Consider the following 15,399-nt stretch of genomic DNA (forward strand, 5'->3'; position numbering starts at 1 on the left):
GCACATGCCTGACCGTTTGGCGAGAGGCGGGCTCCCGAAGCGCGGCGGCGGGTCCGGTCAGCGGCCCAGGCCCGCTTCCACTCCGCGCGGCCCGGTGGCCTGCACAGCCGCCAGGAGGGCCTCGACGATGGGGAGGTCCGCCGGGATCCACGGCAGGTCCAGGACCCCTGCCGGATTGCTGAGGTCGAGCCAGCGCAATTCGTCATGGTCCTCCAGCGGCCGGGGTTCTCCCTGCGCGAGCTCCGCGAACCAGACCCTCATCGCCGCCTTCGCGTTGAGCGGCCAGCCCGCGGCGGTTTCCGCGGGCAGCTCCGCCCCGAGCCGCACCAGCACGCCCAGTTCTTCCCGGAGCTCGCGGTGCAGGGCGTCCTCGGCGGCCTCGCCTGGTTCGACTTTTCCGCCCGGGAACTCCCACATTCCGGCAAACTGCGGCGGCGCCGTGCGCCGGGCCACAAGGAGCATGCCCGGGTCGGCCAGGGAGTCCACTACTGCGCCGCCAACGACGCCTATGAGTCCAGTCACGCCCTCAAGTCTAAGGCGGGCGCAGGGTCCGGCGCCCGGGGGCCGGGGCCGGGGCCGGCCCCGGTAGGGGACAATGGTGGAGGCGGCCGCCACGACACCTTCCGGAATATTCGGCGTCCCCTCCCGGTTCTTAAAAGCATATTTATCTGTCCGATCCATCCGGCCTCTCCCGGAAAATCTCTCCGAAAAGACGAATGACAACCACCACACACGCCCCGGCGCCGACCAAGTCCGGCACCCGTCACGTTGCCATGGCAATCATTGCCCTCGCGATGGGCGGCTTTGGCATCGGCACCACGGAATTCACCATGATGGGCCTGCTCAAGGAGATCGAACAGGGCCTGAACATCAGCACGCCCGAGGCAGGTCACCTGATTTCGGCCTACGCCCTCGGCGTCGTGATTGGCGCGCCGGTGCTGGCCGCGGTCGGGGCCAAACTCCCGCGGAAGTATCTGGCCCTCGGGCTCATGCTCTTCTTCAGCATCGCCAACCTCAGTTCCTTCCTCGCCCCGGACTACGGCTCCATGCTGGTGTCCCGGTTCGCCGCGGGACTCCCCCACGGCGCCTTCTTCGGGGTTGCGGCCGTGATTGCCGCCTCCCTGGTGGCGCCGACCAAGCGGGGCTGGGCCATTTCGATGGTCATGGCCGGGCTGACGGTGTCCAACGTCATTGGCGTCCCCTTCGCCACCTGGCTGGGCCAGAGCTACGGGTGGCGGCTGCTGTTCCTGCTGGTGGGCCTGATCGGCATCATTACGCTGTTCATGCTGTGGAAGTTCGTCCCGTTCCAGAAACCGCACGCCGATGCCAGCTTCCGCAGGGAGCTCGGCGCGCTCAAGCGGCTGCAGGTGTGGCTTGCCATCCTGGTCGGCATCGTCGGCTTCGGCGGGTTCTTCGCGACCTACACCTACATTTCGCACACCATGACCTCCGTCGCCGGCCTCCCGGCGGCCTGGCTGCCGCTGGTCGTGGCCCTGTACGGCGTGGGCATGGTGGTGGGCAACATCGTTGGCGGCCGGATCGCCGACAAATCCGTCATGGGCACGATTTACTGGGTCCTGCCCGGCACGGCGGTGGCACTCGTGGTTTATGCCGTGGGCGTCCACTGGGCCTGGTCCGCGCTGGTCATGGTGTTCGTCGTTGGCGCCGCCGGGTCCATGCTCGTTCCCGCCCTGCAGACCAGGCTGCTCGATGCGTCCCCTGATGCACCGTCGCTGGCCTCCTCGCTGAACCATGCTGCGCTCAACGTCGCCAACGCCCTCGGTGCCTTCCTGGGCGGCCTGGTGATCGCCTGGGGCTGGGGCTACGTCGCCCCCGCGCTCGTGGGCGCCGTCCTGGCCGTGCTGGGTCTCGGGGTCGCCGCCTTCAGCGGCGCCGTGGAACGCCGGCGGCCGCTGGCCTCCTAGCCACCCCGCCACCCGCCACCCGCCACCCGCCACCCGCCAGAACAGCCTCGGCCGCGGTACCCCGCCAACGGCAGAGGAAGAGGCCGAGGCAGCAGGGTGCAGATGCTCCAAAAAGAACAGCAGTCCTGTCCAGTGATGCACTGGGCAGGACTGCTGTTCTGTTGAGGGGCTGCCGTTCCATCTGGCGGCTGCCGTTCTCCCTATGGGCTTCCGTTCTCCCTGTGGGCTGGGCGGCTCAGGGGGCGCTGACGCGCTGCACATCCGGTTCCAGATAGATGACCCGGGCAATCGGGACGGCTTCCCGGACCCGGACCTCCGCGTCATCAATCGCCTTCGCAATGTCCTGGCCCGAGTCCGAACGGCCGATGCTGATCTTGGCCGCCACCAGCAGCTCCTCGGGGCCAAGGTGCATGGTCTTGAGGTGAATGATGCTGGTGCCGCCGGCCTCGATCGCGCTGCGGATCTTGGCGACGTCATCGCGGGTGGCCGACTCGCCCAGCAGCAGGGACTTGGTTTCCATGGCCAGCACCACGGCGATCGCCACGAGCAGCAGACCGATCATCGCGGTGCCGAGGGCGTCCCAGATGCCGTTCCCGGTCAGGAGCGTCAGGCCCACGCCGAAGAGCGCGAACACCAGGCCCACGAGGGCGCCGAAGTCCTCGAGCAGGATCACCGGGAGTTCCGGCTGCTTGGCGTTGCGGATGAACTTAACCCAGCTCTGCTTCCCACGCAGGGGGTTGGATTCGATGATCGCTGTCCGGAACGAGAACGACTCGGCAATGATCGCGCCGATCAGGACGGCCAGCGGCACCCACCAGAAGTCACCTTCGATGGCGTGCGGGTGCTGGATTTTTCCCCAGGCCTCGTACAGTGCGAACAGGCCGCCGACGCTGAAAAGCACAATCGAAACGATGAAGGCGTAGATGTAACGCTCGCGGCCGTAGCCGAAGGGGTGCTCGGGGCTGGCTTCCCGCTTTGCGCGTTTGCCGCCGAGCAGGAGCAGCAGCTGGTTGCCGGAGTCTGCGAGGGAGTGAATCGCCTCGGCCAGCATGGACGAGGACAGCGTCAGAAAGTAGGCGACGAACTTCAAAACGGCGATGGTCAGGTTTGCGGCCAGCGCCGCGAGAATCGCCTTGGTACCGCCATTTGCAGCCACGTGAGCTTCTCCTTATGGGGTTCTTCCGGGGTGTATGCGAACACCGGAAGAACCCAGCGCCCACAAGGAATACCGTACCGGTTTCCGGGCCGGCGCCGAACCGCGGCGGGGACCAACGCTGCCACGTAACGATTGGGTAGTCCCCTGCTGACAAGCAATCCGCCCTATGTTAGCTTGAAGCCATATTCGGTATTCACAATTTGGATGCCGAAAAATATGTAGGAGGAGACATGGGCTTTCTTGGCTGGATCATTCTCGGACTCATAGTGGGTGCAATCGTCAAGGCACTCTTGCCCGGCAGGGTCGGTGGCGGCTGGGTTACCAGCCTCGTGCTCGGCGTCGTCGGCGCGATTGTTGGCGGCTGGATCGGGGACCTGCTGTTCGGCGGCGGCAAGATGGAATTCTGGAATCTCGGTTCCTGGCTCCTGGCCATCGTCGGTGGCCTCGCGGCCGCGTTCATCTACGGCGCCATCACAGGGCGCAACAAGACCACCACCTAATTCTTCAAGGCACTGGCCGCACACTTTGTGCGGGGGCGGCAGTGACACTACGACGGCGGGGCTCACCATTCGGTGGGCCCCGCCTTTCGTTTGGCCTGCGTTTTTCGGACAGGAATTCCTGCCGGACCCGCTGGTTTCCTGCTGGGCGGCTAGGGGGTTTGCTGGGAGCGGGCGCTGGCGTACAGGCAGACAGTGGCTGCGGTGCCGAGGTTCAGGCTTTCCGCTTCCCCGTACACCGGCACGGCCACCCGGTGGTCGGCCAGCGCGATCTCGTCCTCGGACAGGCCTTGGGCCTCGTTGCCGAAGAGCCAGGCGGTCGGCTGTTCCAACGCGTACACCGATTCGGCGGCGGATGCCCCCAGGCGGCGGGCCGCGTTCTCGTCCTGGAGACGGTCCAGGTCCAGTTGTCCCTTGCCGTCCGCGGCCAGCACGCCGACGCCACGCTCCCGGCAGCGGGCCACGACTTCCTCGACCTCCGCGCCGAGGACAACGGGCAGATGGAACAGGGAACCCGCCGTCGACCGCACGGCCTTGGGGTTGTAGATATCCACGCTCGAGCCGGTCAGGATGACGGCGTCGGCGCCGGCGGCGTCGGCCGCCCGCAACACGGTGCCTGCGTTGCCGGGGTCCCGGACCTGGCACAGGACGGCAATCAGCCGCGGGCCGGTGTCGAGCACGTGCTCAAGGCTCACGTCCAGGAAGCCGCAGACGGCAATGATGCCCTGTGGGGTGACGGTGTCCGCCATCGCAGCGATCACTTCGTCGGTTGCGAGGTGCGCGTGGGTTCCCTCGGCCAGCTGCTCCAGCTCCGGGTGGCGGTCCAGGCAGGCCTCGGTGGCGTACACCTCATAGACGATGCCGGGCTCCCCCGCAGCGATCCTCTTCCGGTGCAGGACCAAAGCCTCACGGACCGCCTGCGGGCCTTCGGCCAGGAACTCGCGACGCTTTAAACGGGCCGGGCGCCCGGCAAGCTGTGCCACCTTCCTCATCCGATCAGCTCGGGGGTTGGAGAGTGGAAAGTCTTGCGGGCGCCCGGTTTCGTTCATATAAGAACCTTAGTGGCTATTCCAGCCGGCTCTTGAACGAGACAGTCTTTCAACTGCGGGAGGAACTACTTTGCAGCCTCGTCGGCGGCCTTCTTGGCAGCAGGCTTCTTCGCGGGAGCCTTCTTGGCAGCCTTGGGAGCCGGAGCAGCCTCAGCCTGGACGGCCGGAGCGGACGTGTCGGCAGGCAGCGAGTCCTTGGCGACCTTGACCAGCGCGGCGAAGGCGTTGGCGTCGGAAACGGCCAGCTCGGCCAGCATACGGCGGTCAACCTCAACCTCAGCGGCCTTCAGGCCCTGGATCAGGCGGTTGTAGGTCAGGCCGTTGGCGCGGGATGCAGCGTTGATGCGCTGGATCCAAAGACGGCGGAAGTCGCCCTTCTTCTTCTTACGGTCACCATAGCTGTACACAAACGAGTGCAGCAGCTGCTCTTTTGCCTTGCGGTACAGGCGTGAACGCTGTCCGCGGTAACCCTTTGCGCGTTCGAGGATAACCCGGCGCTTCTTGTGGGCGTTAACCGCCCTCTTCACACGTGCCACGTGCGTACTCCTTAGAAAATTTCTGATCCCAAGCGTCTACTGCCGGAACGGTCCGGCTGGCCTGAGAAGCCTTTTTGGTAGTTGACTGCTGCCAGGTGGCGAACAGTCAGAGAACTTGGAACTTAGATGCCGAGCATCTTCCGGATGACCTTGGCGTCGCCCTTGAAGACGATCTTGTCGCCGGCAAGGCGACGGGTCAGCCGGGAGGACTTGTGCTCGAGGTAGTGGCGGCGGTTGGCCTGCTGGCGGCGCAGCTTGCCGGTACCGGTCAGCTTGAAGCGCTTCTTAGCACCGCTGTGGGTCTTCATCTTCGGCATGGGAACCGATCTCCTTACGTATCCGCAGAAAAGTCTGCAGCTCTTTCGTGCAGCCACCCCTGCGGGCGGCGTGCTGGTTGCCTGCTGCCGGACATTGCTGTCCGGCAGCCGTGAACTAGTTGGTCTTCTTGGTGCCAGGCTTGGCGGCTGCCCGGGGGGCGGCCGGCCGTGCGGCGGGCTTCGGCGCTGCGGGCCTGGGTACCGGCTTCGGAGCAGCAACCGGCTTCGGTGCTGCTGCCGGAGCGGCTGCCTTTTCCTCGGGAGCCTTCGCTGCTGCCGGGGCCGGAGCGGCCTTCGGAGTCGCAGGAGCCTTGGCTGCTGCCGGCTTCTCGGCCGCCTTCGGAGCCGCCGGAGCCTTCGCTGCTGCCGGCTTCTCGGCCGCCTTCGGAGCCGCCGGAGCCTTCGCTGCTGCCGGCTCCTCGGCTGCCTTCGGTGCGGCTTCCGCCGGCACGTCCTGGGCGGGGGCCTCGTCGGCCTTGGTCTCTTCGACCGGAGCCGCTTCAACCTTGATCTCTTCAACCTTGGCCTCTTCGACCTTGGCTTCTTCGACCTTGGTCTCTTCAACCTTGGCTTCTTCGACGGGGGCCTCCGCTGCGGGTGCCTCCGGCGATACGACGTAGCCTTCCGGCAGGAGGTCCGACAGCGTCTGGGTCAGCGGGGCGTTGCCACCGGAGACATCGACGCGTCCCGAAGCCTTGGCTTCGTTCTCAGCCTTGGCTTCTGCGCGCTGCGTTGCGCGGCGGGCCTCCGCCTTTGCTTCGGCCTTGTTCTTCAGCGGGCCAACCACCATGACCATGTTGCGGCCATCGATGCGCGGGCTGGACTCCACCACACCAACTTCGGCGACGTCGTCGGCGAAGCGCTGGAGCAGGCGGATGCCCATCTCGGGGCGCTGCTGCTCGCGGCCGCGGAACTGGATCATGGCCTTGACCTTGTCGCCGGCACCGAGGAAGCGGAGCGCGTGTCCGCGCTTCGTTTCGTAGTCGTGGGTGTCGATCTTCAGGCGGAAACGGATTTCCTTCAGGACCGTGTTGGTCTGGTTCTTCCGGGCCTCGCGTGCCTTGACAGCGGCTTCGTACTTGTACTTGCCGAAGTCCATCAGCTTGCACACCGGAGGCTTCGCCTGCGGTGCAACTTCAACGAGATCAAGATCGGACTCGGCAGCCAAACGCAGGGCATCCTCAATACGGACAATTCCTACTTGTTCGCCTGCAGGGCCGACCAGCCGCACCTCGGGGACGCGGATACGCTCATTGATTCTTGGCTCGCTAATGTTAAAGCTCCTGTGTTCGTGAGGGGTATTCCACCGGCAAAAAGAGAAGGCCCCCAATTGCCGGAGCAATCGAAGGCCTCGAGATCGGAACTGCCGCCCTCAATGGGGCAACATGCACTTCCTGCGGACCGGAGTCCGAGGTAGTGCCCGACCAGGTACCCGGCAACCTTGACTCCTGGACAGGAGGGGCTTCCCGAAGGAAGTTTCGCGGCTGACGCGGGTGGGAGAGAACTCCGCTTGCAAACTAAAGCCAACTCTACAGAAAGACACCCGTTCAACGCACGTATGCATCGCCGGGCGCCAACTTCAGTGACAAGCACTGCCAGTCAGAACACTGCATTCTATAAAAGCTTGAGAATAACGACATTTAGTCGGTCTGTGACAAGCTTACCAGCATGAGCACTTCAGATAGTAATTCCCACGTCTTCGAGCCCGCGGCAGCCCAGGCGGACGTCTCGCAGCAGATCCGCGACATCTCGGAAGTCCCCTCCATCGAGGTCATCACCACGGCCGCCGTGCACCTGATGAGCGCCGCCGCGGTAAAGCTCGGCCTCGCCGCCGAGGAAAATGCCCAGGACCTCAAGGACCTGGACGAGGCCCGCAAGCTGATCACCGCCCTCGCCGGTCTGGTGACCGCGGCGGCGCCCGAAATCGGCTCACAGCACGCTGGACCGTTGCGCGACGGACTCCGTTCGCTCCAGCTGGCCTTCCGCGAAGAATCGATCATCCCGGACGAGCCGGGCAAGGGCCCGGGCGAGAAGTACACCGGCCCCGTCAACTAAGCACCCGTCAGCCAGGACAACGCCGGCGTGCGGACCACCCAGGTCCGCCCGCCGGCGTCGTTATTTTCCGTCCGCACCATTTTTCCGTCCGCAGGATTTGCCGTTCACAAAGCCCGGGCGCGTGCCCGGAGTGGCGCAATGGCGGCAGGCCCGCATTCAGACGCGGGTCAGGCGGCTGCGCCGGACCTGTTGCAGGGCCAGTCCCACCAGGCAGAGGGCCACGCCCGCCAACCCCACTGAGACGAAGCCGGCCGACGGGCCGATGAGGTCAATGAACAGCCCGGCAAGCGGCGCGCCCAGGGCCACCCCGCCGGTGAGCGATGACCCGTACCAGCCCATCGCCTCGCCACGCCGGCTTTCATCCACCAGTTCGGCCACCTTTTCCGAGGCCGCGGACAACACCGGCGCGCACAGCAGACCCGGCAGCAACGCGAGCAGGCTGAGCGTCCAGACGTCGGTCGCGAAGGCCATCGGGACCGTCAGCGCTGACATCCCCAGCAACAGGAGGATCGGGGAAACGGCCCGGTGCATGGCACCGTAGAGGACGCCGCCCACCACCGAGGCCGCGCACCAGAAGAGGAACACGATGCCGATTTCGGCCTGGTGGCCGCCGGTCTGGAGCGCCGCGACGATGCCGACGTCGGTGCCGCTGAGGACCATGCCGGCACCTGCGCCGACGGCAAACACGGCGGCTACGGCGGCGGTGAACCAGCTGAAGTTGTGGATGACCCTGTGGCGCAGGCCGGATCCCCGCCGGCGGCGCTCCTCGGCGGCGGCCGCCAGGGGTGCCAGTTCGGCTGCTGCCTCCTGCAGGTGGGCCGGCGCGGCGGCGACCACTGCGGCTTCCGCGCACTCCAGCTCCTGCGCCTCAAGCCCGGCGTCCGGGGAAGCACTCCGGGTGGGCGGGTTGAACCACATGAGGAAGAGCCCGGAGACGGATGTGGCCACTCCCACGACTGTCAGGCCCAGGACGGACTGGCCGCTGGTGGCGACGACGGCTCCGACGGCCGGGCCGATCATGAAGACCAGCTCGGTGGCGATGGCGTCGAGCGCAAAGGCAGTCCGGCGCTGTTCCCCGGGGGCCAGAACGCCCAGCGACTGCCGCACCACGCTGAAGATGGGCAGGGTCAGCAGGCCCCCGATGAAGACCAGGGGCAACAGGGCCTCGTAGGACACGTGCGGCACGATCGACCAGATCACGGCCTCGGAGACCACAGACGGAATCAGCGCCTTTCGCAGCCCCACGGTGTCGACCCGGCGTCCGCGCCAGGGCGCGCCGACGGCGATACCGATCGTCATCACGGCGGCGGCCGCTCCGGCGGCGGCGTAGCCCTGGCCGAGGGTCAGGACGATGTGCAGGGTCAGCAGGACGCCGGCCGCCGAGTGCGGTATGCGGGCGATCATGCCGACCAACAGGAGGCGCCTGATGGGCCGGATCGCCAGCAGCTGACGGTAAAGCGCGAAATTCACGGACTATATCCTTCTGGTACTGCCCACGGCAGCACCGGGAGGTCCCCCCGTTGGGCCGTCAGCTATGGTGCTGCGCGCTGCAGCTTGACCTCGATCGAATCAACCCGCTCGGCAAAGATTTCATTCCGGGCCCAGGCGTTATTGAGACCGGCGACGATCGACTGCACGCCGGCGGCGTCGAGACCGTCTTCAAGGTAGAGGACCACACGGAGTTCCGGGCCGGCTCCCCCACCGGGGAGCCGCCTGCCATCGGCCGTGGCCGAGGCAACTCCACCCCCCGGATGAATTTCAACACGGCGGACCGCCGGAAAGCCAACCGCGCCTTCCCCGAGTGCCCCCGCGAGATCGGGATCGGCGTATGACGGCGTCCATGGCTGCTGCTGGGCGAGGGCCCAGACTGCCGGCCGGCGGACCACGAACGTCACTTCCGAGCCGGGATCGAGCACGAGCAGCTCCGCGCCTTCCGCGACCGCTGACAAGGCGGCCCGGGCCGCGTACACGGCGACCGGCCTGGCCTCCGGGTGCCACGCCGTCAGTGACGCCGCCGAGGTGAACACCGGCATGGCCGTCCGCCCGTCCGGCGCCCTGAGCGTCACCAGGGCCATGTCGGCCTGCTTGTCCGAGTGCAGCGGATCCCCGCTGGGCCCGGCCGCGGCCTCGCCCTCTTCGGCGAGCTGGGCGAGGATTGGCACGAACACCCGGGCGGTGGCCAGCGCGGCCACCACGGCCGCCTCGTCGCCAGTGCCCGCGGCGAGGTCGGACAAAGCCGCCAGATAGCCGGCGTCGGCGGTGCCGTCGTCGTCGTCGAAATTATGGATCTTGGCGTCATCGCCGGACAGGCTGCGCCCTGCCCAGGGTTGGCCGGCGGAGTCGGTGGCCCCGCCGGCGCCGGCAAGGGCCGCCGCGATGTGCCCGGGCAGATGCCGGACGGGACCGGCCCCGGTCCCTGCCTGCATTGTCTCGTGGCGGTTATTGGGGTCGTGGGTGTCGTGGGAGTGCGTCATGGGCGCCTTCGCCGCTAGCGGCGGCCGGCGACGTCGAGGGCCTCGGGCAGGGTGAAGTTGCCGTTGTAGAGGGCCTTGCCGACGATGGCGCCTTCGACGCCGAGCGGCACCAGGGAGCGCAGGACCTTGAGATCCTCGAGGCTGGAAATGCCGCCGGAGGCGACCACCGGCTTGCCCGTTTTCTCGACCATCTGGCGCAGGAGTTCGACGTTGGGGCCCTGGAGCGTGCCGTCCTTGGTCACATCGGTCACGACGTACCGGGCGCAGCCGGCGTCCTCGAGGCGGCCGAGCACGTCCCAGAGGTCCCCGCCTTCCTTGGTCCAGCCCCGGCCGGCGAGGGTGGTGCCGCGGACATCCAGGCCGACGGCAATCTTGTCGCCGAAGCGCTCGATCACCCGGGCCGTCCATTCCGGGTTTTCCAGTGCCGCCGTGCCCAGGTTGACGCGTGCGACGCCGAGGTCGAGGGCCTTCTCAAGGGATTCGTCGTCCCGAAGGCCGCCGGAGAGCTCCACCTTGATATCGAGCCGGCCGACGACCTCGCGCAGGAGCTCGGCGTTGGAGCCGCGCCCGAACGCGGCGTCCAGGTCGACCAGATGCACCCACTCGGCCCCCTGCTGCTGCCAGTTGAGGGCGGCCTCCAGCGGGGTGCCGTAGCTCGTCTCGCTGCCGGCTTCGCCCTGTACGAGCCGGACGGCCTGTCCGTTGACGACGTCGACGGCGGGCAGGAGCTCGAGTACGGGCAGCGGGGTTTCGGTGGTCATCGTGGAGTCCTCAGCTTGGGGATGGTGGTGGGGAGGGGCGGTCAGGACGCCGGCAGGGTCAGGAGGTAGGCGGCCAGCAGTGACATGCCGGCGAGGATGTAGAAAACGATCTGCACCCAGAGCGGACTCTTCTGCTGGCGGAAGGAGATCCCGCCGCCAACCAGCAGGCCGGCCACGCCCATGAGCACCAGGGACCACATCTAGGCGGTCCCTTCCGGGGCTGCGGTAAGGTCCGGGGCTGCGGGGCGCAGGCTCTGGACCCAGTTGCGCAGCAGCCGGGCGCCGGCGTCGCCGGACTTCTCCGGGTGGAACTGGGTGGCACACAGCGGGCCGTTTTCCACGGCCGCGATGAACGGGGCACCGTGGTCGGACCAGGTCACCAGCGGCGCAGCCATCCGCGGCTGGATGACGTCGAAGTCCCACTTCTGGACACCGTAGGAGTGCACGAAGTAGAAGCGCTCGCCCTCAACCCCGGCGAAGAGCCTGGACCCTTCGGGGACGGCGACGGTGTTCCAGCCCATGTGGGGCACGACGTCGGCAGGCAACAGTTCCACCTTGCCGGGCCATTCCCCCATGCCCTCGGCTTCGGTGCCGTGTTCGACGCCGGCCTCGAACAGCACTTGGAGCCCGACGCAAATGGCCAGCACGGGGCGGCCTCCGGCGACACGGCGGCCGATCATGCGGATGGCGTCAACGGCCTTGAGTTCGCGCATGACGGTTTCGAAGGCGCCGACACCGGGGACGACGAGGCCGTCGGCATTGAGGACATCCTCAGGCTTGGAGCTGAGGATGACTTCGGCGCCGGCCCGCTCCAGCGCGCGGACGGCGGACCGGACATTCCCGGAGCCGTAGTCCAGCACCGTAACTGTGGGCTTTCCCTGCGGGGAGACCGGCTTGGCCGCGGCGGCGGGGTCGATGATGGCCCCGTCGCGGAGCACAGGGCCGGTCACAAAGCACCCTTTGTCGACGGGATGCCCTCGACGCGGGGATCCGGCTCGACGGCTGCGCGCAGGGCACGGGCAAAGGCCTTGAACTGGGCCTCGACGATGTGGTGGGGGTCACGCCCGGCAGTGACGTTCATGTGCAGGCAGATCCCCGCGTGAAGGGTGATCGCCTCGAAGACGTGGCGGGTCAGGGAGCCCGTAAAGTGGCCGCCGATCAGGTGGTATTCCTGTCCTGCCGGCTCGCCGGCGTGGACCAGGTAGGGACGGCCGGAGACGTCCACGACAGCTTGCGCGAGGGCCTCATCGAGGGGAACGGTCGCCTCGCCAAAACGGCGGATCCCGGCTTTGTTGCCCAGGGCGGTCCGCAGAACCTCGCCGAAAGTGATGGCCACGTCCTCGACAGTGTGGTGGACATCGATGTGGGTGTCGCCGGTGGCCTTGACGGTCATGTCGATCAAGGAGTGCTTGCTGAGGGCCGTCAGCATGTGGTCGTAGAACGGGACCGACGTGCTGATGTCTGAAACGCCGGTGCCGTCCAGGTTGATCTCGACCAGGACCGAGGACTCGCTGGTGGTCCGTTCCATGCGTGCGGTCCGGCCCTCGGCGGCGGTGGATCCGGTGGTGCTCATGTAGACGTGTCCTTTGGAAGAAGGCAGGGTGTTGGGCAATCTGGCGGGGACGATTGGGCTCCCTACCAAGTCTAGGCCTGCGGCTTTGCGGAGCCGGCCAGGATGAGTTCAAGTGCCTCCAGGAAGGCTGTGGTTTCTGTCTCAGTGCCGGCGGTGACGCGCAGGTGCCCCGGAATACCGACGTCGCGGATGAGGACACCGGCGTCCAGCATGCGCTGCCAAACCTCATGGGGGTTCTCGAGGCCGCCGAAGAACACGTAGTTGGAATCAGACGCGGCCGGGGTCAAGCCCAACCGCGTCAGTTCCGACACGATCCGGTCGCGCTGGCGCTTGATGTCCTCGACGTCCGCCATGAGCGCCTCCCGGTGGCGCAGGGCAGCCAGGGCCGCAGCCTGGGTGATAGCGGAGAGGTGGTAAGGGAGACGGACCAGGCGCAGGGCGTCAGCGACCTCCGGGGCCGCGGCCATGTAGCCGAGCCGCGCACCCGCGAGGGCGAAGGCCTTGCTCATGGTGCGCGAGACGATGAGCCGCTCCCGGCCAGGCAGCAGGGTGAGGGCACTGGGCGTGCCGTCGTGGGCGAACTCGTGATAGGCCTCGTCAACGATCACGATGGTCTGGCTGGCCTCGCCGGCGTCATAGACTGCCTCGACCACATCAAGGCCCAGCCCCGTGCCGGTGGGGTTGTTTGGGGAGCAGAGGAAGACAATGTTGGGCTGAAGCTCGCGGACTTGCTGTGCCGCCGATTCCGCGCTGAGCCCATAGTCGGACGCGCGGACCCCGACGACGTACTCCGTGTCCGTGCCGGAGGCCAGCAGCGGGTACATCGAATACGTGGGAGGGAACCCGAGGGCCGTCCGGCCAGGGCCTCCGAAGGCCTGGAGGATTTGCTGAAGGACTTCGTTGGAACCATTCGCGGCCCAGATGTTCTCCGCGTCCAGTCCATGGCCAAGGTATTCGGCGAGGGCTTCGCGCAATTCGGTGAATTCGCGGTCCGGATAGCGGTTCAGCCCGGCAGCGGCGGCGCTCACGGCCTCGGTAATCGCGGCGCGGACATCGGCCGGGACCCCATGGGTGTTCTCGTTGACGTTGAGCAGGATGGGGACGTCCAGCTGCGGCGCGCCATACGGTCGCAGGCCACGCAGATTGGTTCGGAGGGGCAGTCGGTTGAGGCGCTCAAGCTGGTCAGTCACGTGACCAGTTTAAGTGGTAGCGGGACGGGCGCTGAAACTGTGACGCCCGCGACGGCACCCGGGGGTGGCTACTTGGACGGGACAAACAGTTGCTGGCCCGGCATCACACGCGCGGCGTCCAGATTGTTCAACTGCACGATATCGGCCACAACATCGCGGGGATCGCGCTCCGGGGCCACCGACCCGGCAATGGCCCAGAGGGACTCCCCCGGTTGGACTGTGACGGATACGGTCGGCGTCACCGAGAGCTGGTCTGCGGAATCTGCCGCTTTCGCGGGAGCGTTGAGGAATCCGCTGAAGGACAGGATGAACGCCGCCAGCAGAATCAGGGGGACGCCGAAAAAGACGAAGCGTCCGCGCCGGGTGAGCCGAAGCGGCGGCTGCTTGGTCCGGCCGCCGGAAACCGCGGCGGCGGCTCCTTGCTGCGCCCGCGACGGCGCGGAGCCGCGGCGCCTGGCGTTGAGCGGGTACACGTTGCCGTGACTGGAACCGCTTTGGGCGAGGCCGCCGTGTCCGATGCTGCCGTGTCCGATGCTGCGGCGATCCGCTGCGCCACCCGGACCAACACCACGGTGGCGGGTCGTGACGCCCTGAATGTTAGTGCCGTCAAACGCGCTTGAAACTGACATGAACTGAGCCCTCCTGGACCATAAGTTGCCGCCCGGCGTACTCACGTACTCGCCGCCAACCGGCCGAACCTTCGAACATAGAACCGAACATTGCCTGCGAACCCAGATCGTCGGAATCGAACACATATTCGAATCTTACTTGTTCTGTTTTAGCACTTACTAACGAACGATGTCGAGACTCGCTAGAACAAATGTTTGAAAAAGGTCTGCGGCTGGCCTATTTTTGAGGGACAGGACAACCACTTTCGAACGCCCACTTTCGAACTACCAGTGGGAATTCATTCGTAGTTGATCAGCAGGGTCTGACATTTCAGGCCGGAAGTTCCCGGTGACAGCAGCCACGGCAGCCGGGCGGAACGGAAAGGCGTTGGCGAACATGGCAGCACAAGCCACCGGCGGCAGGGCCACCCCACGGAGCCCGCAGCCCGCCCGGGCCCCCAAGAGCCTCACCGTCCGGCAAAAGAAAATCCTGGAGACCATCCAGCGGTCCGTCACGGACAAGGGCTACCCGCCGTCCATGCGCGAAATCGGCGACACCGTCGGTCTCGCCAGCCTGTCGAGCGTGACCCACCAGCTCTCCCAACTGGAAAAGCTCGGCTACCTGCGGCGTGATCCGAAGCGGCCCCGGGCCATGGAAGTGCTCATGCCGCTGACCCTGGACGAGGGGGCCACGCCGATATCTGGTATCGAGAAGTCCAGCCCCTTGCGGGCCGTCGGCGGCCTGTCGGTAACCGAGCTCGCCAGCGCCACTGACACGGCAATGGTGCCGTTCGTCGGACGCATCGCCGCCGGCGGGCCGATCCTCGCGGACCAGGTGGTGGAGGACGTCATGCCGCTGCCCCGCCAACTCGTGGGCCATGGCGAACTCTTCATGCTCAAGGTGGCCGGCGACTCGATGATCGACGCCGCCATCTGCGACGGCGACTGGGTGGTTGTCCGCCGCCAGGGTGATGCCGTGAACGGCGATATCGTCGCCGCCCTGCTGGACGACGAAGCCACGGTCAAGACCTTCCGCCAGCGGGACGGCCACACGTGGCTGTTGCCGCAAAACACCCAGTACGAGCCCATCCTGGGCGACCACGCCGTCATCATGGGCAAGGTCGTATCGGTACTGCGCTCCCTCTAAACTGCGCTCGCTCTAAACTGCGCTCGCTCTAAACTGCGCTCCCCTTAGCCATCCCGGGCCATGCCGCCAGTTCGGAGCGGCCACCCCGCGGCGGATTTCCGGCGCAGGGTG

Annotated in this window: 18 protein-coding genes; 4 read left to right on the plus strand and 14 right to left on the minus strand. The window is 66.8% G+C overall.

Going from position 1 to position 15,399, the window contains the following annotated elements:
- Positions 1 to 57: 57 nt before the first annotated feature.
- Positions 58 to 522: a (deoxy)nucleoside triphosphate pyrophosphohydrolase gene (locus tag AC1DNG_RS18565; protein ID WP_476887966.1), complete on the minus strand. Its 465-nt coding sequence runs from the start codon at positions 520 to 522 to the stop codon at positions 58 to 60.
- Between the two features lie 194 nt (positions 523 to 716).
- On the opposite strand from AC1DNG_RS18565, the gene AC1DNG_RS18570 reads away from it, so the two are divergent.
- Complete coding sequence (locus AC1DNG_RS18570) at positions 717 to 1,925, plus strand: MFS transporter (protein WP_476849463.1); 1,209 nt, start codon at positions 717 to 719, stop codon at positions 1,923 to 1,925.
- A gap of 235 nt (positions 1,926 to 2,160) precedes the next feature.
- Here AC1DNG_RS18570 and AC1DNG_RS18575 read toward each other — a convergent pair whose 3' ends face one another.
- Positions 2,161 to 3,081, minus strand: coding sequence for a cation diffusion facilitator family transporter (locus AC1DNG_RS18575; protein WP_079551287.1), 921 nt, complete (start codon positions 3,079 to 3,081; stop codon positions 2,161 to 2,163).
- 230 nt (positions 3,082 to 3,311) lie between these two features.
- On the opposite strand from AC1DNG_RS18575, the gene AC1DNG_RS18580 reads away from it, so the two are divergent.
- Positions 3,312 to 3,581, plus strand: coding sequence for a GlsB/YeaQ/YmgE family stress response membrane protein (locus AC1DNG_RS18580; protein ID WP_230010760.1), 270 nt, complete (start codon positions 3,312 to 3,314; stop codon positions 3,579 to 3,581).
- Between the two features lie 149 nt (positions 3,582 to 3,730).
- On the opposite strand, the gene AC1DNG_RS18585 is transcribed toward AC1DNG_RS18580, so the two are convergent.
- The 4 genes from AC1DNG_RS18585 to infC form a co-directional block, all read right to left on the minus strand.
- Positions 3,731 to 4,627 (minus strand): TrmH family RNA methyltransferase, encoded by an 897-nt coding sequence (locus AC1DNG_RS18585; protein ID WP_223917207.1) that lies wholly within the window; start codon positions 4,625 to 4,627, stop codon positions 3,731 to 3,733.
- A gap of 65 nt (positions 4,628 to 4,692) precedes the next feature.
- Positions 4,693 to 5,163, minus strand: a complete 471-nt coding sequence (gene rplT / locus AC1DNG_RS18590) for a 50S ribosomal protein L20 (protein ID WP_028277244.1) — start codon at positions 5,161 to 5,163, stop codon at positions 4,693 to 4,695.
- A gap of 122 nt (positions 5,164 to 5,285) precedes the next feature.
- Entirely contained in the window at positions 5,286 to 5,480 is a 195-nt protein-coding gene (gene rpmI, locus AC1DNG_RS18595; protein ID WP_003798720.1) for a 50S ribosomal protein L35, read from the minus strand.
- Between the two features lie 115 nt (positions 5,481 to 5,595).
- Positions 5,596 to 6,711, minus strand: coding sequence for a translation initiation factor IF-3 (gene infC / locus AC1DNG_RS18600; RefSeq protein WP_476887967.1), 1,116 nt, complete (start codon positions 6,709 to 6,711; stop codon positions 5,596 to 5,598).
- Positions 6,712 to 7,148: 437 nt separating this feature from the next.
- On the opposite strand from infC, the gene AC1DNG_RS18605 reads away from it, so the two are divergent.
- A complete protein-coding gene (locus AC1DNG_RS18605; protein WP_476887968.1) occupies positions 7,149 to 7,535 on the plus strand; it encodes a DUF1844 domain-containing protein in 387 nt (128 codons plus the stop codon).
- Between the two features lie 156 nt (positions 7,536 to 7,691).
- Here AC1DNG_RS18605 and AC1DNG_RS18610 read toward each other — a convergent pair whose 3' ends face one another.
- The 8 genes from AC1DNG_RS18610 to AC1DNG_RS18645 all read right to left on the minus strand — a co-directional run bounded on the left by AC1DNG_RS18610 (position 7,692) and on the right by AC1DNG_RS18645 (position 14,006).
- Positions 7,692 to 9,005, minus strand: a complete 1,314-nt coding sequence (locus AC1DNG_RS18610) for an MFS transporter (RefSeq protein WP_476887969.1) — start codon at positions 9,003 to 9,005, stop codon at positions 7,692 to 7,694.
- A gap of 62 nt (positions 9,006 to 9,067) precedes the next feature.
- The gene (locus AC1DNG_RS18615) at positions 9,068 to 9,961 is read right to left on the minus strand and encodes an SseB family protein (protein ID WP_476887983.1); all 894 of its coding nucleotides are present in this window, start codon (positions 9,959 to 9,961) and stop codon (positions 9,068 to 9,070) included.
- Positions 9,962 to 10,023: 62 nt separating this feature from the next.
- On the minus strand, positions 10,024 to 10,770 hold the full coding sequence (gene priA, locus AC1DNG_RS18620; protein WP_079551296.1) for a bifunctional 1-(5-phosphoribosyl)-5-((5-phosphoribosylamino)methylideneamino)imidazole-4-carboxamide isomerase/phosphoribosylanthranilate isomerase PriA: 747 nt from the start codon (positions 10,768 to 10,770) through the stop codon (positions 10,024 to 10,026).
- Positions 10,771 to 10,811: 41 nt separating this feature from the next.
- On the minus strand, positions 10,812 to 10,970 hold the full coding sequence (locus AC1DNG_RS18625; protein WP_164468561.1) for a hypothetical protein: 159 nt from the start codon (positions 10,968 to 10,970) through the stop codon (positions 10,812 to 10,814).
- A complete protein-coding gene (gene hisH / locus AC1DNG_RS18630) occupies positions 10,971 to 11,720 on the minus strand; it encodes an imidazole glycerol phosphate synthase subunit HisH (RefSeq protein ID WP_476887970.1) in 750 nt (249 codons plus the stop codon).
- A complete protein-coding gene (gene hisB, locus AC1DNG_RS18635; RefSeq protein WP_476849457.1) occupies positions 11,717 to 12,343 on the minus strand; it encodes an imidazoleglycerol-phosphate dehydratase HisB in 627 nt (208 codons plus the stop codon). Before hisB ends, hisH begins: the two co-directional genes overlap by 4 nt.
- Before the next feature lie 71 nt (positions 12,344 to 12,414).
- Positions 12,415 to 13,533, minus strand: coding sequence for a histidinol-phosphate transaminase (locus AC1DNG_RS18640; protein ID WP_476887971.1), 1,119 nt, complete (start codon positions 13,531 to 13,533; stop codon positions 12,415 to 12,417).
- Between the two features lie 68 nt (positions 13,534 to 13,601).
- Positions 13,602 to 14,006, minus strand: coding sequence for a LysM peptidoglycan-binding domain-containing protein (locus AC1DNG_RS18645; RefSeq protein ID WP_374208258.1), 405 nt, complete (start codon positions 14,004 to 14,006; stop codon positions 13,602 to 13,604).
- Positions 14,007 to 14,538: 532 nt separating this feature from the next.
- Here AC1DNG_RS18645 and lexA point away from each other — a divergent pair.
- Positions 14,539 to 15,288, plus strand: coding sequence for a transcriptional repressor LexA (gene lexA / locus AC1DNG_RS18650; RefSeq protein ID WP_230008558.1), 750 nt, complete (start codon positions 14,539 to 14,541; stop codon positions 15,286 to 15,288).
- Positions 15,289 to 15,399 lie beyond the last annotated feature (111 nt).

It is taken from the genome of Arthrobacter sp. 01T425 (assembly GCF_056398725.1).